Annotated in this window: 16 protein-coding genes and 6 pseudogenes; 17 read left to right on the forward strand and 5 right to left on the reverse strand. The window is 60.6% G+C overall.

Going from position 1 to position 19687, the window contains the following annotated elements; all coding sequences use genetic code 11:
• On the forward strand, window positions 1-251 hold a 251-nt coding region (locus tag NKH41_RS24925), incomplete at its 5' end, for an ABC transporter permease family protein (RefSeq protein ID WP_502906048.1).
• Window positions 252-436: 185 nt separating this feature from the next.
• On the opposite strand, the gene NKH41_RS24930 is transcribed toward NKH41_RS24925, so the two are convergent.
• On the reverse strand, window positions 437-919 hold the full coding sequence (locus NKH41_RS24930) for an Lrp/AsnC family transcriptional regulator (RefSeq protein WP_352466327.1): 483 nt from the start codon (window positions 917-919) through the stop codon (window positions 437-439).
• 94 nt (window positions 920-1013) lie between these two features.
• Between NKH41_RS24930 and NKH41_RS24935 the strand changes: the two genes are divergently transcribed.
• Complete coding sequence (locus NKH41_RS24935; RefSeq protein WP_352491424.1) at window positions 1014-2519, forward strand: aminotransferase class V-fold PLP-dependent enzyme; 1506 nt, start codon at window positions 1014-1016, stop codon at window positions 2517-2519.
• Window positions 2506-3362, forward strand: a pseudogene (locus NKH41_RS24940) (MBL fold metallo-hydrolase); the annotation flags it as partial. The gene NKH41_RS24935 and the pseudogene NKH41_RS24940, both read left to right, overlap by 14 nt.
• A 690-nt stretch (window positions 3363-4052) precedes the next feature.
• Here NKH41_RS24940 and NKH41_RS24945 read toward each other — a convergent pair.
• Window positions 4053-4307: pseudogene (locus tag NKH41_RS24945) on the reverse strand (IS5/IS1182 family transposase); the annotation flags it as partial.
• Window positions 4308-5034: 727 nt separating this feature from the next.
• Between NKH41_RS24945 and NKH41_RS24950 the strand changes: the two are divergent.
• A pseudogene (locus tag NKH41_RS24950) lies at window positions 5035-5300 on the forward strand (ABC transporter permease family protein); the annotation flags it as partial.
• Between the two features lie 378 nt (window positions 5301-5678).
• Here NKH41_RS24950 and NKH41_RS24955 read toward each other — a convergent pair.
• A complete protein-coding gene (locus NKH41_RS24955) occupies window positions 5679-6554 on the reverse strand; it encodes a LysR family transcriptional regulator (protein ID WP_031194727.1) in 876 nt (291 codons plus the stop codon).
• Window positions 6555-6689: 135 nt separating this feature from the next.
• Between NKH41_RS24955 and NKH41_RS24960 the strand changes: the two genes are divergently transcribed.
• The 12 genes and pseudogenes from NKH41_RS24960 (at window position 6690) to NKH41_RS25015 (ending at window position 16695) form a co-directional block, all read left to right on the forward strand.
• Window positions 6690-7091 (forward strand): DoxX family protein, encoded by a 402-nt coding sequence (locus NKH41_RS24960; RefSeq protein ID WP_023721570.1) that lies wholly within the window; start codon window positions 6690-6692, stop codon window positions 7089-7091.
• Between the two features lie 154 nt (window positions 7092-7245).
• Window positions 7246-7796: pseudogene (locus tag NKH41_RS24965) on the forward strand (isochorismatase family protein).
• Window positions 7797-7992: 196 nt separating this feature from the next.
• Window positions 7993-8714, forward strand: a pseudogene (locus NKH41_RS24970) (acetoacetate decarboxylase family protein).
• Between the two features lie 183 nt (window positions 8715-8897).
• Window positions 8898-9431 (forward strand): cupin domain-containing protein, encoded by a 534-nt coding sequence (locus NKH41_RS24975; protein ID WP_084642941.1) that lies wholly within the window; start codon window positions 8898-8900, stop codon window positions 9429-9431.
• A gap of 358 nt (window positions 9432-9789) precedes the next feature.
• Complete coding sequence (locus NKH41_RS24980; RefSeq protein ID WP_023721575.1) at window positions 9790-10392, forward strand: FMN-dependent NADH-azoreductase; 603 nt, start codon at window positions 9790-9792, stop codon at window positions 10390-10392.
• A 25-nt stretch (window positions 10393-10417) separates the two neighbouring features.
• Window positions 10418-11344 carry a pirin family protein gene (locus tag NKH41_RS24985; RefSeq protein WP_023721576.1) on the forward strand — a complete coding sequence of 309 codons (927 nt, stop codon included), beginning with the start codon at window positions 10418-10420 and terminating at the stop codon, window positions 11342-11344.
• A gap of 22 nt (window positions 11345-11366) precedes the next feature.
• Window positions 11367-12449: an LLM class flavin-dependent oxidoreductase gene (locus tag NKH41_RS24990; RefSeq protein ID WP_023721577.1), complete on the forward strand. Its 1083-nt coding sequence runs from the start codon at window positions 11367-11369 to the stop codon at window positions 12447-12449.
• Window positions 12433-13302, forward strand: coding sequence for an SDR family NAD(P)-dependent oxidoreductase (locus tag NKH41_RS24995; RefSeq protein ID WP_031194731.1), 870 nt, complete (start codon window positions 12433-12435; stop codon window positions 13300-13302). Before NKH41_RS24990 ends, NKH41_RS24995 begins: the two co-directional genes overlap by 17 nt.
• Window positions 13303-13344: 42 nt before the next feature.
• A complete protein-coding gene (locus tag NKH41_RS25000; RefSeq protein ID WP_023721579.1) occupies window positions 13345-13803 on the forward strand; it encodes a nuclear transport factor 2 family protein in 459 nt (152 codons plus the stop codon).
• A gap of 65 nt (window positions 13804-13868) precedes the next feature.
• Window positions 13869-14462: an NADPH-dependent F420 reductase gene (locus NKH41_RS25005; protein WP_023721580.1), complete on the forward strand. Its 594-nt coding sequence runs from the start codon at window positions 13869-13871 to the stop codon at window positions 14460-14462.
• Window positions 14463-14510: 48 nt separating this feature from the next.
• On the forward strand, window positions 14511-14915 hold the full coding sequence (locus NKH41_RS25010) for an ester cyclase (RefSeq protein WP_023721581.1): 405 nt from the start codon (window positions 14511-14513) through the stop codon (window positions 14913-14915).
• A 754-nt stretch (window positions 14916-15669) separates the two neighbouring features.
• A complete protein-coding gene (locus NKH41_RS25015) occupies window positions 15670-16695 on the forward strand; it encodes an ROK family protein (RefSeq protein ID WP_352491425.1) in 1026 nt (341 codons plus the stop codon).
• Between the two features lie 24 nt (window positions 16696-16719).
• Here the strand turns inward: NKH41_RS25015 and NKH41_RS25020 are convergent, their stop codons facing one another.
• Window positions 16720-17958 carry an ROK family transcriptional regulator gene (locus tag NKH41_RS25020; protein ID WP_352547719.1) on the reverse strand — a complete coding sequence of 413 codons (1239 nt, stop codon included), beginning with the start codon at window positions 17956-17958 and terminating at the stop codon, window positions 16720-16722.
• On the opposite strand from NKH41_RS25020, the pseudogene NKH41_RS25025 reads away from it, so the two are divergent.
• Window positions 17849-18767 (forward strand): annotated as a pseudogene (locus NKH41_RS25025) (aminotransferase class III-fold pyridoxal phosphate-dependent enzyme); the annotation flags it as partial. The gene NKH41_RS25020 and the pseudogene NKH41_RS25025 sit on opposite strands and share 110 nt — an antisense overlap.
• Here NKH41_RS25025 and NKH41_RS25030 read toward each other — a convergent pair.
• Window positions 18670-19419, reverse strand: coding sequence for a hypothetical protein (locus NKH41_RS25030; protein ID WP_352752663.1), 750 nt, complete (start codon window positions 19417-19419; stop codon window positions 18670-18672). The pseudogene NKH41_RS25025 and the gene NKH41_RS25030 sit on opposite strands and share 98 nt — an antisense overlap.
• Between the last annotated feature and the right edge of the window lie 268 nt (window positions 19420-19687).

Genomic DNA, 19687 nt, shown 5'->3' on the forward strand with positions numbered 1-19687 from the left:
TTCTGTTTCCCCAGGTGGCTCTCACGGCAATTCCCGACCTGACAACCTCGATGATGGTCATCATGAAGGCGCTTTCTCTCGGATTTGCCATCGAGGTTGTCGATATATTCGCCCAGTCCCAGCTGACCGCCGCGCTGAACTACTACTATCTCGAAGCCTTCGTGATTGCCGTCGTGATCTACATGGTGATTGCCTATATCGTCACCCAGATTGCCGATCGGCTGGAGCAAGCCCTTAGGGTACGGACCTGAGCGAAGCGTCGTCGGAACCCGCGCATCAAGGCGGAGGAACTCAAGGCTCTGTTGAGAGCCTGCAAACAGCCGACGTGCGGGGCCAGCTCGCAGCCAGATCTGTGGGCTTGTAATAGACACCTTGGCGGGGCCTGCGGCCGAAGGCTTGCTCGACGGCCAGCGGCGCGTCCCAATTGCGCGCCGGATTATCGCAGATTGGTCAGATCCACTGGACGATTGTTGATGATCGCTTCCATCGAGAAGAAGCCTGTCACCGTAGCCAGGTCGAAGTTCGTGATCAGTTTCTGGTAGAACGCATCGTAGCCGGACATGCCTTGCGTCACGACCTTGATCAGATAGTCCCAGTCCCCTCCGATCCGATAGAAATCGATCACCTCCGGCAACCGTTCAACATGGGCACGGAACGCCTCACTCCACTCCTTGGAATGGTGGCGAGTGCGGACCATTACGAAAACCGTCAGGTCGAGACCCAGCGCTCGCAGATCGATATTGCTGTGCGACCCCCGGATAAGACCTAGCGACTGCAGGCGCTGGATCCGCCGCCAGCACGCGTTCTGGGACAGGCCGACCCTCTCCGCCAAATCTCGCTGCGAAAGGCTTGCATCGATCTGCATGGCCGTCAAAATCTTCATATCAAATACATCGATTTTCGCCCGATCTTCGATCATCTGACACGCTCTTTGCAAGAAATTGCAGAAAATAGGTGAATTTTTTCGACCGTGGAGCAGGCTACAATCCGAGTCAACATCCGAGCCGGGGAGAATGACCGTGCAAGCAGCTCGCCCGACGACAGGGCAGACCGAGACCCCTCTGTCAAAGTTCCGCCAGGGGCTGAAGAAAAAGGCTGACGTCACCGCCGACCTCCGGGATGGGCTTGTGGGATCGACGGCGAAAATCGTGGGTCCCTACGGGCAAAAGGACCTGGTGTACGCCGACTATGTCGCGTCAGGCCGCGCACTCCGTCAGATCGAGCGCTTTGTGCTTGAGGAGGTCCTGCCGTACTACGCCAACAGCCACACGGAAGCCTCCTATTGCGGAGGCTTCATGACCCGCATGCGTCGGGAAGCGCGCGCCCTGGTCGGTCAATTCTGCGGGGCCACCGAACGGCATGCTGTGATCTTCACCGGCTCCGGCGCTACGTCGGGGATCAACCGCCTCGTCAAGCTATTCGGCGTCGCCGAAGCCGTGGCAGCGGGCAAGCGCGCTCGGATCATTATCGGTCCCTATGAGCATCACTCCAACATTCTGCCCTGGCGCGAGAGCGGAGCAGAAATCGTGGAAATCGCCGAGGATCCGTCCGGCGGGCCTGACCTGTCTCACCTCAAGGACGCGCTTGCGGACCGGTCGCCAACTCTGACGATATGCACCATGTCCGCGGCCTCGAACGTAACGGGCATCACGAGCGATGTCGCGGCCGTCACCGCGATGGCGAACGCCGCCGGCGCAAAGATGATCTGGGACTATGCCGGCGCAGGTCCTTATCTGCCGATTTCCATGTCGCCCGCCCCTGATGCCGAGATCGACGCGATAGTCGTTTCGCCTCACAAGTTCCTCGGGGGCCCCGGTGCCTCCGGCATCTTGATCGTTCGACGCGATGGACTTTCAGAGACAAAGCCGTCGTGGCCAGGTGGCGGGACGGTGAAGTTCGTCTCACCCAAAACACACGATTACAGCGATAGCCTGGAATCACGCGAGGAAGCCGGCACGCCGAACGTGATCGGCGACATACGAGCCGCGCTGGCCTTCATCGTCAAAGATGCGATCGGACTTGATGCGACGGTAGCGCGCAATCGCGAGCTTGCGCGTCGTGCTTTTCGCGCATGGAAAGACGTGCCGCGGCTGGAGCTCCTCGGCCTGTCGGGTCCTGACCGGCTTCCGATCTATTCCTTTAGGGTCAAAAACGGAAAGGGCGGCTACGTCCACCAGCAGTTGATCACGCGCATGCTTAGCGACCGATTCGGGATCCAGGCTCGCGGTGGCTGCGCCTGTGCCGGCCCGTATGTTCACAGACTGCTGTCGATCGACGACGAGCAGTCCGAGGAAATCAGGCAAGCCATTCTCTCCGGCGACGAAATGAAAAAGCCGGGATTCACCCGGTTGAATTTCAGCGTTCTGCTGCCGGACGAGAAGGTGCAGTTCATACTCGATGCCGTGGCGCAGATTGCGTCCGACGCAACGGACTTCGAGCGTGACTACGACCTCGACCCTGGCCGGGCGATCTTTTTCCCGCGAGCCGCAGTCGAGGGCATCGCCCATGCAGCAGCCTGAAGTCGTCGGCTTCTACGATGCACGGACGGGCAGCATCCAATATGTCGTTGCATGCCCGAGTTCGCGAAGATGCGCCATCGTCGACCCAGTGCTCGATTTCGACGAAAAGTCTGGCTCGACGGCAACGACAAATGCGACACGATCCTCGACTACATCAACAGCCACAATTTGAAGCTCGAGTGGATCCTGGACACCCATCCGCATGCCGATCACTTTTCGGCCGCGGGTTATCTCAAGGCAAAAACCGGCGTGCCGACAGCGATCGGCGGGCGCGTGAAGCAAGTGCAGCGGATCTGGCAACGGATCTATAACTTCTCGGATCTCCCGTGTGACGGCTCACAATGGGATCGGCTGTTTTGCGACGGCGAGACCTTCAACATCGGCGAGCTGGAAGCGCGCGTCACGCACTCGCCAGGACACACCTTGGCGTCGATAAGCTATGTCATCGGCGATGCAGCGTTCATTCACGACACACTTTTCATGCCCGATAGCGGCTCCGCCCGTGCAGATTTTCCAGGCGGCAGCGCAGCTGATCTGTGGCAGTCCATCCAGGACATTTTGAGCTTACCCGGCGAGACCCGTCTCTTTACCGGTCACGACTACAGGCCGGGAGGGCGCCAGGCTCTGTGGGAGAGTTCGGTGGCGGAGCAGAAAGAGAAAAACCAGCACGTCGCCGGTCAATCTCGGAGTGCGTTCATCAGGCTTCGAGAGGCGCGAGACAGGGCATTGCCGATGCCAAGGCTCATGTTGCATGCCCTCCAGGTCAATATTCGCGGAGGAGAGCTGCCTCAGGTCGAGGAAAATGGCCTGCGTTATCTGAAAATCCCGCTCAACGCGCTGCCGCATCGCCGGATTAGCGACGAATTGGATGGCTCTCTCCAGCAGTTCCTGCGCGCGATCGCTTCAGGATCACTGATCGGATGTACGCTCGGTCCGATTGGCTGAGGCGAGTCGATCCTCGCCACGCCCTATTGATGTACGTCCTCGGGATCAGCAATCCTCGGAAGTGATCGCGGTAAGCAATTGCAGTGGCGCGTCTGCAACACTATTATCGATCGGAGGGGATATCTCGGATGTGGGATAGGATCATAAAGCTTCGGATATCGAGCCACACCTGGGAGGTAATTCTTTTGGGGACGAAAAGCTTGAGGCGAAGCTCAAGTAGCCGATGTATGTACTGGTGATTTGGCGCGATTCCAGTCGACTAGAGCAATTTGATAGGTGCTCCAGACAGGCCGGAACTACCGAAGGCTGATCGCGGCTTTCATGTTCCTCGCGCGCAACTAAATAGCCGGATTTGGCGCTCCTAACTCGTTCCCATGGCCGGCACAGTTGACTGCGGGCGACCCGGGCAGCGATCATAGCGATCGCCCACCAAAATCACCGCTTGTTCTCCCTTAGCGCTCTTGGTGTTTCAACGCGATGCCCTCAAACATAGATGCGACCGGTCTTGCCGCATTAAGGCGCGGACGTCTAAGTTACACGACGCGAATGCCAGTCCTATCCTTTCCACATCGTCGAGCGGAGAAGAGCCACCTCAAAGCCCTTGGCCGCGCCGGAGCGCTTGATAATTTCGATGGTCCATGTGCCGAGATTGGCCAGAGCCTGCGACAGTTTTTCTCCGGCATAGGCGCCGTCGGCGAACAGATGGCGTAACCAGGGATAAAGCCGTCGAATGGAGGCGCTGACGCCGACTGCCCCATCCCTGTCCTGGATGTTAGCCGTGTGCACCGTCAGCCCGACCAAGTGTCCCTCGGTGTCGGTAATGATGTGGCGCTTGCGGCCTTTGAATCAGAGCGATGGCCCCGCCGAAGAGCGCTGGCAAGAATGACACCTGGATCAGGTCCACAATCGGGATCAGGACGACGCCGACTGCCAGCCAGACCAAGAGGTAGGGAAACATGAACAGCAAACTTGCGTGCTACCGCGGAGGCCCAATGGTCTGCTGCCAAACATGGGCCAACGGCGCCGCCAGCAGCGGGGCCATCATCCCCATCAGCATAGCGCACCACGATAACGCGACCAGCGTCAGGTCACCCCTGCAACCGCCGCTTCAGCCCTAGCCGTAAGCGCCTGCGCGAATGTTCCCCTTAAACAAAGATCAGGTGTTGTGGGAACCATCTTTGACCAGACCATAAAAGCCCAGCCCAGCAGCGTGACGGACAGCAAGGGCCGTGGCAGTCGACGAAGCAAAATCCAAATGGCACTAACGACCCGCATGTTATCGTCCTGACAGTAAATTCGTCGCTAGAAACAGAAGCTTTTTGGCACTGGGAATATCAGTTCATCGATGGCACTCACGGAGTTGCCGTGATCGGCAAACAAGGCCCGCGCGTTTCCTCGAATGGAAGGCATAAACCCCATCCGAGAATTGCCGGCGTTACAGAGAAATTTAGATGATCAACTATACTTAAAGTTAAGCTAGCTACAATAGAAATTTGAGCGGCCAGTATCCGGCACCTCCATTTCTCACTAGGAGGTTCCACCAATTGGAGCCGCATCTGCCATCGTCGGCCAAATGTTCCGACGGATTCTGTTTCCTCAGGTGGCTCTCACGCAATTCCCGACCTGACAACCTCGATGATGGTCATCATGAAGGCGCTTTCACTCGGATTTGCCATCGAGGTCGTCGATATATTCGCCCAGTCCCAGCTGACCGCCGCGCTGAACTTCTACTACCTCGAAGCCTTCGTAATTGCCGTCGTGATCTATATGGTTATTGCCTATATCGTCACACAGATTGCCGATCGGCTGGAGCAAGCCCTTAGGGTACGGACCTGAGCGAAGCGTCGTCAGGACCCGCGCAGCAAGGGCGCGGTGGCGGCGTCTTCCTCGCCTCCGATGCCTGAAGGTTTTATCAACGGCCGTACGCTCTACGTCTACGTCTACGGCGGCATCACCGCATCGCCGTGACATTGGACTCGCATGAGCGATGCGAAATGTAGCGTTTGGCCCCTATGTCGCCCGATTCCTGACAGCTCTTGCCATCCAAGAACTTTAGATGAAGCGGAAGATCGGCAACTGCTTTTCGTCCTGAACACTCTGGAGACGCCTGTTGCAGTGCCGGCGATACTGTCGGGAGCTGACTTGTAATCGGCGCGCCGGTGGAGGCCGCGATCAATCTCGATGCTCACGGGTGCGCCTTGGTTCGCCTTTACCCTATCCCGGCGCCGAGCCGAAATGTTGGATCATCAGTTCGGTGAGCACCCGGATTTTCCGCGCCGGGTGCTGTCCCGGCGGTCGGACGACATATATGCCGGCCTCAGGAAACCGATAGCGTGTCATCACCGGGACCAAGGCGCCGGAAGCCAAATGGTCCTCGGTCAGGAAATCCGGCAGCGCGGCGATCCCTAGGCCCGCCACTGCCGCGGCGACGAGCGCGACGCCGTTGTCCGCCTTGAACCGTCCCTGCGGGTGAGCGGTAACAGTCTTGTCTGCGTCGATAAGTTGCCAAGCTTCCGTACCCTGCAACACGGCTTGGTGCATCGGAAGGTCGTCAAGCGTCTCTGGAGCTCCATGCTCCTTGATGTAATCCGGACTCGCGACGAGCCTTCCATAGATCGGCCCTATGCGACGCGCGATCAGGTCGGAGTCGGGAAGGTAGCCGACACGTATGGCGCAGTCGAAACCCTCTCCGACAAGATCGACGAAGCGATCACTGTAAGACGCATGCACGCTCAGCAGCGGGTGGCGCTTCGCAAGTTCTGCAAACACCGGCGCCAGATGTGTTGTTCCGAAGGAGAGCGGCGCTGCGATCCGCAGGCGCCCGCGCAGCTCGCCAGCGGGCAGGATGGTCTCCCGCGCGACATCTATTTCGGCGCAGACCCGGGCCGCGTGGTCGCGGAACGTGACGCCGGCTTCGGTCAGCGCGGCGCCCCGGGTGGTCCGTGCGAGAAGCTGCACACCAAGTTCCGCTTCCAGCCGGAACAGTCGCCGGCTGACGATGGATTTGGAGACCCCGAGCCGGCGGGCGGCCGGCGAGACGCCGCCAGCATCGGCCACTTCGACAAATGTTTGCAGGTCCTCAAGGTCCAACATGAGCGTTCCACTTTTCGCGACACAGCTTGCCTTGATGTAACACTACCACATCGCCTTCGGGAACGATGTGTGTGGATTGGTGGAGGCCGATGGGCCTCTGACCACCCTTTTCAGACAGCGCAGGTATCACGAATGCAAAATCAAACCACGACACTTGCGGCTGCCGGCCGTGTGCTGATCGCCGTTCTGTTTCTTCTGAGCGGCCTCGGCAAGATCGCGGCCCCCGCGATGACACAAGGCTATATCGCCTCGGCGGGTCTTCCGGCACCGCTTCTCGGCTACCTGATCGCGATCATCGTCGAGGTCGGAGGCGGGGTGTTGCTCGTGATTGGATATCAGACACGGATCATCGCCCTGGTCCTGGCGGGCTTTAGCGTGGCGGCCGCGTTGGCGTTTCACCATGATCTCGCGGACCAGAACCAACTGATCCATTTCCTCAAGAACATCGCTATTGCCGGTGGTCTGCTTCAGGTCGCTGCCTTCGGCGCGGGCTCGTTAAGCCTGGATGCCCGCCGGACCCAGCCCGTGCATTGAAGCAAACCAGCCGATGATTTGGGACGACCGGGCATCAGCAAACCCGGTCGCGTGTCCTACTCACGCCCAGACAAAGGAAATCGTTATGAGTGAAGCCCACGGTGTCTGGACTGCGGAACAGGTCGCGCTCATCCTGATCGACTATCAGAAAGAGATGTTCGAGAAGGTGAAGTCCGAGACGACACCGGACGAGATCGATCTGAACGTCCGGTTTCTGATCAGGGCCGCCAAAGCTTTCAATATCCCTGTGGTGCTGAGCACGGTCGGCGTTGAGATGGGCGTGAACGGTCCGACCCGAGCTTCGATCAGGGACGAACTGTCCGACGTCGAAGTCATCGACCGAAGCTCGATGGATGCCTGGGAAGATGCCGCATTCCGGGCCGCTGTCGAAAAGACGGGCAGAAGAGGCTGATCTTCGGCGCGCTCTACACCGAGATCTGTCTGGCATTCCCGGTCATCGACGCAATGGACGATGGCTACGAAGCCATGTTCGTCGTCGACGCGGTTGGCGGCATGTCACAGCTCGCCCACCGCACCGCGATCGAACGCCTGACGGCAGCCGGTGCGGTCCCGAATACGTCTCTCGCGCTAGTCACCGAGCTGTTCCGCGATTGGAAGTCGGCGCTCGCCGACCCGGTCCGGGACGTCATCAAGTGGTACATGCCCGAGGCTCAGAAGCTCGCAAGGCCGCAGCGTTTTCCCTGACGAGATGCGCCATGACTGGCTGCTGATGGCGAGTTGCGGGCGCCACCGAGTGATCTCCTCGCAGGCAGCCTCGGCTCTCTGAATGACGCCCCCGGGGCTCGCTTCTCGATGCAGGCTCGACCTGGGGATCGGAAACTTGGCGGAAGGAGCCACGTGACAATGCGTGGCAAACTGACTCGGGATCCTGGCACAAACGATGCCAGTACATGCAGACCCTCTGAGTTTCACAAACGCGTCGTTCAGGGGCGTGAACCAGGTGACGTTCAGCTATCGGACGAATGCGGAGGCGGCGGCGGCGTTGCTGCCTCCCGACCTGGAAATCGAACAAGACACCAAAGTGTCGGTGATGTTCCTGTCCTACGGGTTCAGCAGCGTCGGTCCGTTCCGGGAATACATCCACATCATCCACGCGCGTTTCCGCGGCGAAAATGTCGGATTTGTCCGCACATCTTCATTTCCAACGAACGAGGAATGCTCGCCGGGCGGGAGAGAGAGGGGTATCCGAAGCTGCTGGGCGAGATCGATTTCGACATGAACCAGTCCAATGTGTACGGGCTGGTCACGGCCCGGTTGTCGCGACCGGCCGACGTTGTGCTGGCGCAAGGGATTTTCCGCCCCAGCCAATTGGTCGGCGAAATCAGTGCGGACAATCCGCAGGTCGTCAAGGCGTTCGGATTGCGGGTCATCGGCTCGGCGGTTCCCGGCGGTCCCCTGGCCGTGTGCGAATTCGTGCGGTCGGCACTGGAGTTTTACGCTGGGGAAATCTGGTCCGGGGACGGCTCGCTGATGTTTACCGGAGCTTCGGCGTTCTCTGCGGTGCATCAACTGCCGATCGCCGGAGCCGTAGAGGCTACCGCGTTTTACAATTCCGCGTTCCGGCTGCGCCGGCCCATCGAAACATATCCGTTCGACGCGTGATGCAGCGCCGAAGGCGAGGACCTGTTAAGCTCGCCCCGTCGACACCCGTTTGTAGGTCTTCAAGGTCCAACATTAGCGTTCCGCGTTTCGCGACACAGCTTGGCCAACAGCAGGGCTACCGCATCGCACGGTCGGAGCGATACCATCAACATTAAGCGCCTCGCTTCCACCGGAGGAGCAGCAATGACGGAGACGAGAAGCGACGTCCTTGCGCTTAGCGCGCGTGGAGCATTGAGCGCCGCTCTGCCGTTTGATGCGGCATTCGGTCAAACTCAAGAGCTGCCAAATCAGAGAACAAATGTGGGGAGCAATCCGATGCCTGGTAGATTCGTTATCGCGAATGAAGCCCAGCTCAAGGTCGATGACTTTGGATCGTCCCGGCGGCTCAGCGATCCGCCCAGTACGGGCGCCAAGCAACTCACGGTGATCGAGGTCAATTTCGATCCGGGCAAAGGACACAGTTTCCACAAGCATCCCGACCAAGAAGAGGTGGTGCTTGTCCTTGCCGGGCAGGTCGAGCAGTGGATCGATCGTGAGAAGCGCATCCTCGGTCCCGGCGATTCCGCCTTCATCCCGGCAGATGTCGTGCACGCCTCGTTCAATACCGGCGACCAGCCCGCGAAGATCGCCGCAATCCTCGGACCCTCCGTCAGACCGACAGGGTACGAGGTGGTCGATGTCTCCAGCGATGCACCGTGGAATACGCTGCGGAAGTAAAAAGCCGCGGACGAAACGACGGATCATGCGATCCGGTTCTGGCCTTCTTGGCTTCAGTGCAGTCGATGCCGTTGGGAGACATACGAGGCGCCGCACGCGGGTGATCATGGCCGTGGGCGGGAAGCGGAAAGCGAGCGGTGACCGCGCTCGATATACCGAAGCAACAGGCAGGCGAGGCTATACGGGCATAGTCATGCAGCCTTCGGCACGCCGCTGCGGTGAATACGCAGCCGCCTCGATCTAGGTTTACGTCCGACGCAGCCGTTCCAGTTTTCGCGACACAGCTTGGCGCTGTGCGAGGCTACCGTCGCGCGCCTTTGAACAGCATCTTGGATCGGTCAGTACCAAGGAGAGTGTTATGGCAAGTATTCTGGTCCTCAACAGCAGTGTTCTTGGCGACGGGTCCGTTTCCAAAATTCTGGTCGAGGAAGCTGTTCACCGCTTGCTGGAGGCCAGCCCCGGCGCAACCGTTATTCGTCGCGACCTTGGTACCGTGCCGGTTCCGCATCTTACCACCGCCGATGTGGCGGGTGTCCGCGGCGAGCCCGCGACCGACACGGAACTCGCCGCCCGAGCTCTTTCGGACGAACTGATTGCCGAACTCCGCTCCGCGGACGCCGTCGTGATTGGCGCGCCGATGTACAATTTCAGCATCCCGACCGGCCTGCGCGCCTGGTTCGATTACGTTCTGCGTGCTGGCGAGACGTTCAGCTATTCGGAGGCGGGTCCGCAGGGGCTGCTGACCGGCAAGCGCGTCTTCGTCATCGAGTCTCGGGGCGGTCTTTACTCTGAAGGTCCCGCTCAGGCGATGGATTTCCAGGAACCCTATCTGCGGACCCTTCTGGGCTTCATCGGGCTGACCGATGTCACTTTCATCCACGCCGAGAAGATCGGCTTCGGGCCTGAAGCGCGCGAGGCTGCGCTCTCGGGTGCAATGCAGGCGCTCGCTAAAGCCGCCTGACCCACGCCACGCACAGGAGGCGGCAATGACCATTTCGAGTGCGACGGTCGACCTAGCGGTGGAAGAGGTTCTGCTTCCACCTGTTCGGGATCTTGGTGATGGCTTCAAGGTTCGTCGCGCGCTGCCGTCTGCGCAGCGCCGGACGGTCGGTCCCTTCATCTTCCTCGACCATTTCGGACCGATCGTGTTCCGCGCCGGGGCCGGCCCGGAGATCCGGCCGCATCCGCATATCGGCCTTTCGACGCTGAGCTATCTACTCGAGGGCGAGATGGTTCATCGCGACAGCGCCGGCAATGTCGAGACAATCCGGCCCGGCGACGTGAACTGGATGACGGCGGGCAGGGGCATCGTCCATTCGGAGCGTTCGCCTGCGAAATTCCAGACGCAGGGCGGGGCGATGTTCGGCCAGCAGATCTGGGTCGCCCTGCCCAAGGCCCTGGAAGAGATGGAGCCGGGTTTCTCCCATCATGCCGAAGACTTCTTGCCTGCGCTCGAAGCGGACGGAGTCTCGCTCACCATCGTTGCGGGCGAAGCTTTCGGAGAACGCTCGCCGGTGCCGGTTTATTCGGACCTGATGTATGTCGATGTCGTGCTCAAGCCCGGCGCGCGCCTGCAGGTCCCAGCCCAGCATATCGAGCGCGCGATGTTTGTCGTCTCGGGCGAGATTGAAGTCGCGGGCCAGACGGGCAGCTTCGGCGAAGCGCAGTTCGTGGTCTTCAAGCCCGGCGCCGAGATCGTGCTGCAAGCGCGCAGCGGCGCCCATCTGATGATGGTGGGCGGAGAACCCTTTCCCGAGCCGCGCCACATCTACTGGAACTTCGTCTCGAGCTCCAAGCACCGGATCGAACAGGCGAAGGACGACTGGCGGCAGGGGCGCTTTCCCGAGATCGCTGGCGAGACCGAGTTCATCCCGCTGCCTCCTGACCCATTGCGCATTGCGCCCCGCGGCTGACAACACATTGCAAGGAGGTGTTATGGAAATCGGTGTCGACAGTTTCGCGGCAATCCTCCCTGATCCGGCGACGGGCAAACTGCCTTCGGCAACCGACCGCATGGCCGATCTCCTCGAGGAGGTCGAGGTTGCCGACGACGTCGGCCTCGACGTGTTCGGCATCGGCGAGCACCACCGTGCCGAATTCCTCGATTCCGCACCCGCGATCATTCTGGCGGCCGCGGCTGCCCGCACCAAGAGTATCCGCCTCACGAGCGCCGTCACGGTCCTGAGCGCCGCCGATCCTGTGCGGGTGTTTCAGGAGTTTGCAACCCTCGACCTGATCGCGAAGGGGCGTGCCGAGATCGTCGTTGGCCGCGGTTCCTTCGGTGAGGCCTATCCATTGTTCGGCTTTCGGATGGAGGACTATGACGATCTTTTTGCGGAGAAACTCGAGCTCTTCCTCAAGCTTCGCGAGAAGACCCACCTCGCGTGGGAGGGGCGCTTCCGCCCGGCACTCACCGGGCAAGGCGTTTTCCTCCGGCCGCATCAGCAGCGCCTGCCGGTGTGGCTCGGCGTCGGAGGTACGCCGCAATCCTTCGCACGCGCCGGAACGCTCGGCCTCCCACTGATGGTCGCGATCATCGGCGGCAGCTTTGAGCGCTTCCGCCCGCTCGTCGATCTCTACCGCGAGAGCGGACTGCGCGCCGGGCACGCGCTTGAGCAACTCACAGTCGGTGCCCATGCGATGGGCTTCGTCGGAGAGACCATCGCAAAAGCCAAGGATGCCTTCTTCCCCGGCTGGGCGCATCTGACAACGACGATTGGCCGCGAACGCGGTTGGTTTGCACCGTCGCGCCAGCAGTTCGAGGCGATGTGCGGCCCGGAGGGCGCCTTTCTGATCGGTGATCCGGACACTGTCGCCAGCAAGATGCTCGATGCCGACAGCGCACTCGGCGGCGTATCGAGGATCACCTTCCAAATGAGCACGGCATCCCTCGAAACCGCTGCGATGAAGCGCTCGATCGAGCTGCTCGGAACCGAAGTAGCGCCGATCGTCCGCGCGGCGCGGTCAAAGCACGGGGCACCGACTGAAAAGGAGACCTCAAATGCCGAACTCTTCTGAACACTTGAGACGCTCCGCCGCAGTCACCGGCGCTGGCGGTGGCCTTGGCCGCGACATCGCGCTCGGACTGGCGGCCAAGGGCTATACTGTTTTCGGCACGGCCATGTCCGCCGCAGAGGTCCAGGATCTGAAGGACGCCTCCGGTGGACGCGTCAGCCTGACCGTCTGCGACATGACCAAGGAACAGGCCGTGAAAGCCTGGGCTGACGACGTGTCCGACGCGCTCGGCGATGGCGCCCTCGATCTTCTGATCAACAACGCAGGGATCCTTACCCCCGGCCCGATCGAGATTTTGCCGCTCGACGCCATCCGGCGCGAATTCGACGTCAACGTGTTCGGCGCCCTCTCGGTCATGAATGCGTTCCTGCCCGCATTGAGGAAGGCGCGCGGTCGCATCGTCCAGGTGAGCACCTGGACCGCCAGCGTACCGCTCCCGTTCAATGGGCCATCAGGCGCATCGAAGGTCGCCCTGGAGGTATTTGCGGCCGTCTACCGTGCCGAGCTGAAGCGCTTCGGCATCGATGTCGTGGTGGCTGCGGCAGGCAATATGAAGACTGGGGGACCGGCGAAAACGGCTGCCGCTCTAAAGCGGGTCGCGGACGATATGACCTCTGAACAGCGCGAGTTATACGGTCAAACATTCGAAACCTTCGCGAACACGCTCAACGGCATGCAGAGCAGTGGGCTCGAGTCGGCTGCGGCCGCGAAGCGTATCGTCGAACTGGCCGAACAGGTACCTGCACCGAGCCGCGCGCCGGTGGGACAGGACGCCGACGAAATGCTCCGCGCAGCTCGCGAGAAGTCCGACGCTGAACTGGATGGGCTCCGGCTTCAAGTCGCCGGCCTGAGCTAGGGCCTTCCAGCAAATCCACACTTCATAAGAAGGAGATACCCCATGCTTGAGCTCGTAGACGGCAACGACAGCCGTGCCGTTCGCAATAAGGACAACATCCTTGGCTTCTATGATCTGGTGATCAACCAGAAGAAGGCGGAAGAATATGTGCCCAAGTTCATCGCGCCGGGTTACATCCAGCACAATCCCCTGATCGCAGATGGGCCAGTCGCCCTGGCGCAGTTTTTTGGCCAGATCAACAAGGAACGCGCTCTGGCGCGCGTCGTGGTCCACAAAATCATCGCCCTCGACGACTACGTCTGGGCCCATGTGAATTTTCTGAATCTTTTCAACGACGACCCGAATGACACCGGGATCGCCGGCGTCGACATCTACAAAATGGATGCCAACGGCAAAGCGATCGAGCATTGGGACACCTTGCAGGTGGTCGGCGATCCGCAGAACTCGGCCCCGTTGATCGCGCCAAACATTCCTCGCGCCAATGCAAATGGAATGTTCTGAAAGGGAAACGGTTACGCAAAGCCGCCTCCGACCGCGAAAGCTGACGAATCAGGAAGGGCGAAAAGATGAACTACGCCATCGTTGGATCGGGAGCGATCGGCACCGCGCTCGCTCGGCGTTTCGTTGCCAACGGAATCGACATCGCCATCGCCAACTCGAAGGGCCTAAAGAGCTTGGCTGGTTTGGTTAGTGAACTTGGGCCCATCGTAAAGCCTGTGACTGCCTCCGAAGCTCTCCGGGCCGACGTCGTCATTTTGGCTATCCCTTTCGACGCAGTACAGGATGCAGTGAAGGATGTTGAATGGGACAGCCGCATCGTGGTCGACGCCACGAACGCGATCGACTTCCCGGCGTTCTCGCCGCGCGACCTCAAGGGTCGTTTGTCGACGGAGATCGTTGCTGACGCCGTCCCGGGTGCGCGTGTGGTCAAGGCCTTCAACACGCTTCCGGCCGCAATCCTCGGGGCCGACCCGGCGGTGCTCGGCGGCCGTCGTGTGCTGTTCGTCTCGGGTGACGATCCATCGGCTCGGCTCGCTGTCGTGGACCTTGTCGAGCGCCTCGGCTTCGCCGCCGTCGATCTGGGCGGTATCGCTGAAGGCGGCCGTGCGCAGCAGTTCGGCGGTGGTGTTTCCGGCCAGGAATTCGTTCAACTCGGATGACCAGCACGCGCCACGATGGCAGCGAAAGGTTGAATTGGAGAAGGCGGTATGTCCTCAAACTTAGAAGGGAACAAAGCACTGGGGCGGCGATTCTTCGCCGCCATCGAAAGCGGGAATTTCAGCGTCTTCGACGAGATCGTTACGCAGGATTATGACGACCATCTGGCTGGGCAAGGTCGGGGGCGCGAGGCGCTCAAGCAGTACTTCGCGGGGCTTCACTCAGCGTTTGCTGATCTGAAGCTACCGATTTCGGCGATCGTCGCCGAAGGCGACCAGGTTGCTGTCCTGAATGCCGTCCGCGGGACGCACAAAGGCGATTTCGCCGGTGTCAAGGCCACTGGCAGAGAGATCAATACAATGGCGTTTCGGCTCTACCGAATTGAAAATGGGCATCTCGCCGAGCATTGGGAAGTTGCGGACTTCTCGACGCTTATGCAGCAACTTCAAGGATGATCGCGGATGTCAATGGTTCGCACGGGCGTACCTGCTAGCGAGACTGTTTGATATGATGGCCGAGGCGTTTCAGGCGGTGTTGGCAGTTCTCGTGTTGCTCGCGGTGCGGACGGCAAGCTACGAAGCGAACAGAGCGAGCCGCGATTGTCCTTCGAGCTTCGCCATCTTCGTTAACAGGTCGCGGCTGCCGAGTATTGGGACTTCCGCAAGGCGGCGTTGGCGTACATGGCTACAAGCATCGGATGGCGGCCTCATTCGCTTTCGCTGATTTGAACTTTGCAGATCTCGGCCATCGTGGCCGCAGACGACCAAGTGGCAGCCTTAAACGCCTTCTCCGGCAGGCACGGAGGCGATTTCGTTGGAATATGTCCACAAACAGAAGAATCGACGCGATGGCATCTCAGCTTTGCCGTATCCAGAATGGCCACCTTGCGGAGCATTGTGAAGTCGCGGACCTTGCCAGTTGTAGGGTGAAGCACGGTGAGGGCACTCCCTCCACATCATCGGTCAGGAGGCCTAAGCTTGGCTGGGAAATTTTTGAGACAAACGAATTGCGCAGAGGCGCCGGATGTGAGGCGAAATTTTGAATGAGAATGCGCTGAGATCGTTGCTGGGCAACGCAACGTCAGCTTTCGTCACCAGCCAAATCGTGAGGGCGCTATGTGAGCGCGGGCCACTGTCGGCCGCACAGGTTGCCCGGCTCACCGGACTTGCTCGCTCTACCGTGTCAACCGCGGTGGGGGAGCTGAAGCTCTTGGAAATTGTCATTGAGGGACCTGCGACCAATAGCACCCCTAGGGCAATCGGCCGACCGGCGACCCCGCTAACGCTCAATCCGCGTGCCGGCACGTGCGTGGGCGTTCACCTCAACCAGCAGGACATCCGCCTGGCGATCGCCGATGTCTCACATTCAGTAATTTTGGAGAAAAGTATCGAAGTTGAACCGGGCTATTCGCCCCAATGCGCGGCGGCCGTCGTGAGGGACATCGTGACCGTGGCTTACGGGGTTTGCGGGCTGGACATCTCGGCCCTGCTCGGCGTCGGCGTCTCGGTCTGCGGGCCGGTCAGCCCTGGGGGCATGGTGCAGCGCGCCAACGGCATGCCAACCTGGGCGGGAGTGAACATTTCGCAGATTTTCGGCGCCGTGTTGGAGAAGCCGGTCTTCGCGGACAACGAGAGCAACTGCTCGGCGCTGGCCGAAATGATGTGGGGTGCAGCCGCCGGTTATGAAGACTTCGTCCTGTTGAAACTCGATCTCGGTGTGGGCGGCGCGATCGTTCGCAACGGCAAAGTTATCACTGGGGTCGCCGGAGGGGGCGGCGAATTCGGTCACATGAGCATCGAGCCTAATGGCGGATTGTGCCGCTGCGGCAACCGTGGATGCCTCGAAGTTCAGATTGGCGTCGATCGCTCCCTGCAAGAGATGTCGAGGCTTTATGGGCGCATCATCACTATTTACGACGTGTCGGCGATGGCGTCCCAGGGTGATGTGGGCGCGCGTCGAATGATCGAGGACATGGCGGAACAGGCCGGCCGAGGGCTCGCCCTTATCGGCACGATCATCAATCCGCCGCTCGTCATCGTCAGCGGGCGTATGACGCGAGCAGGCGACATGCTGCTCAAGCCTCTCGTTGCGGTCTACGAAAAGCACACGCTGATGAAGGCACGCGATGTGCCTTCCCCGATGCGCACCCGCGTCATGATCGGAAAGCTGGCGGAGAATGATGCGGTGCTCGGTGCCGTCGGCTTGGCGCTTCGTGGGCTAGCTGCCTTACCTTGATCATGAGAGGGTCCTCAGGCTCGCTCATCTCGCGTTGGCTTTTCGTTCAAATCCGGCCGTGCTCTCAAAGTCGAAAAACTGCTGGATGGCCAGGGCTGCTGTCCCGCGTGACCACACATTGTTGTCCCAGTCGATTTCGACCGCTGGCGGTTTCTCAAACGAGGATTCTCTGACAGTGTTCACGAGGGGGTCGACGAGCGCAGGGCCGAAGCGGACCGCCTCGCCTCCAACGATGACAACTTCCGGATCGACCAGATCGATCATTGCGGTTACCCGACGCCCGATGTCACAACCGACTTCGCGCAGATACTCTAATGCGAGCCGGTCGCACTTCGCTGCGGCCTGCTGAAGGTCGACAGGGGTCTTGGGGGAGCGCTTGCGGATCTCCTGCCAAGCGCGGACTATCGCCGGTTCCGACAAGCGTCGATCCCAGCTCAGCCGCTCCTCGGTGGCGATCGAGCCGGCGTCTTCCTTGACCGGGAATCCGATCTCGCCAGCAGCGAAACGCGCACGGCGATGGATCTGACCGTTGAAGATAAACGCCGCCCCGACGCCGGTTCCAATGATCAGCACCAGCACTGAGTTGCGCCGACGCCCGTGGCCGAACAGCTGCTGAGCTATTGCGAATGCATTGACGTCGTTGTCGACCCAGACCGGCACACTGATGCGTGATGCAATAAGTGCCGCTATCGGCACGTCCCTCCAGTCGAAGCGCTGCGATACCAGGCAAATCCCTCTGTTCACGTCGATCAGCCCGGGCATCGCCATGCCAACACCGACAAGTTTCTGACGACCTTCGCGCCTATTCCGCAGGAGTGTGGAGACGCCCTTCTGGACCGCTGCAGCGACCGTGGCCGGCTCATGGTCAGCGAGCGGCAACTCGCAAGTGCCGATCGGTTGGGTGGAGAGGTCGGTGAGCGTACCCTCTAGCCGGTGCTGCGATAGCTTGAAGCCGATGGACCAATGCCTTGCGTAATTGATACTGAGCGGTATCGGGCGACGGCCGCCACTGCTTTGCGCGCTCTTGCCTTCAACAACGATGCCTTCCTCGATCAACTCGCCCGCAACGCCAGACACTGCGGCTGGGCTGAGGCCCGTCATCGCCGCTACTTCCATGCGGCTGAGCTCGCCCTCCCGCCGTAAACAATTGAGGATGAAGGCCTCGCTCAACGGCCGCCCGCGCGACAGGGATTGGATGGATGGCGCCGACGAGCTGGTGATCAAGCTGTCCTCGCCCGATCCTTTCCGCCGGCCGCAAGGCATGAGCCTTGCCGCCTTCACCGATTTCCTGGTCGAGCAGTTCCGCGACACGGTGGCCCGGGTCGGCGCCGACAGAATCGGCGCTTTCGTTGGTGAGCCCGTGCAGGCCTCGGGCGGTGTCATCGTGCCGCCCGACGGCTATCTCAAGCGCATCCGCGAGATCTGCCGCGACAACGACATCCTCTATGTCTCCGACGAGGTGGTGACGGGCTTCGGCCGGCTTGGCCATGTCTTCGCCTCGGGCGAGGTCTTCGGCATCGATCCCGATATGATCACTTTCGCCAAGGGCGTCACCTCGGGCTATTTTCCCGCTCGGCGGCGTCATCATCTCGGAACGGCTGCTGGAACAACTGCGCCGCTCGAACCATCCCGATGCGATGTTCGGTCATGGGCTGACCTACACCAGCCACCCCGTCGGCTGTGCGGTGGCGCTGAAAAACCTCGATTTGCTGGAAGAAAGCGTGCTTGCGCATACGCAGGCGGTCGCCCCCTATTTCCAGGCGCAGCTGAAGACGCTGGAAGAGTTGCCGCTGGTCGGCGAGGTGAGGGGCTTGGGACTGATGGGCTGTGTCGAATGCGTCGCCGACCGCGAAAGCAAGGACCCGCTGCAGCTCGACAAGGATGTCGGAAAACGTATCGATGCCCATTGCTATGAGCTCGGCCTCCTGGTGCGGCCGCTGATCAACATGTGCGTGATGTCGCCGCCACTGATCATCAGCCGAGAGCAGATCGACGACACGGTGGCGATCCTGCGCGAAGGCATTTCACGGACGATGGATGATCTACGCAAAGAGGGTGCTTGGCAGGGGTGAGGTGAGCTGTACAGGCGGCATCGAAGGCCGGCATGCCATAGCCCGGGCTTGCCCGCTCGATGACATCGAAACCGCCGAGACCCCAGGCATAGCCCAGCCAGCCCTGGTAGAGGGCACCTAGCTTGTTTCGGCGCGAAGAATCGTAGGTGAGCGCGATCGACGGCTCGATGCCATGGAAGTCCGAAAGGTCGATGCCAATGGCATAGCCCAGATTGCCGTTGCCAGAGTTCTTCGGCAGATCCACCTTCGGCGTGCCGATCGCCTCTGGATCGCCGCTTTCGGAGGTCGTCGTCGTCGCCAACGTCGTCGCGGCAGGCTCCTCGGGCGCGGCCTGGCTGTCGGTCGACTGATCTGTCGTTCCTACCTCGGCCGCCGCGTCGGGAGCCTCGGCCGCGGGCGCGGCATCTCCCGTGGCATTTGCCGCCGGCGTTGCACCAGCATCATCCGTACCGGAGGCTGTTCCCGAACTCAGCGCTGCCCCGCCATTACCAAAGCCGCCGTCCGATGGTGCGCCAACATCTGGCGAAGTCCCTTGCGCCTCCTGCGCAAAGGCCGCCATCCCTGCAGAGCTTCTAATATAAGAAACAAAAGATGTATCCGCGCCGAAGACGCCTGCGGCAAGCATTGCCGCACCAACAAGCAACTTGTTCATGATTCCCCCGAGCCCAAGTTGCTTATTTCTACTCAACATCCACCAAACGGGTACGACGCCAATTCGTCACAGAGGCAATATCCACAGGGAAATTTTCGAAAGGCACCAGTGGCACCCGTCAATCGTCTTCTGCTCAGCGAGTTAGGCAGCGTGAACAAAACTTTGCGATTGCCGCCTGCGAATCGCTGCGCTGCTCGGACTTCCCCTCCATCGTCGTATTTCAGGCGCGGCAGCAGCTGCCACCCTGCCGGCTAGAGCGCCGCTTACC

This window comes from Mesorhizobium sp. M1169 (assembly GCF_040318345.1).
Classification (GTDB): domain Bacteria; phylum Pseudomonadota; class Alphaproteobacteria; order Rhizobiales; family Rhizobiaceae; genus Mesorhizobium.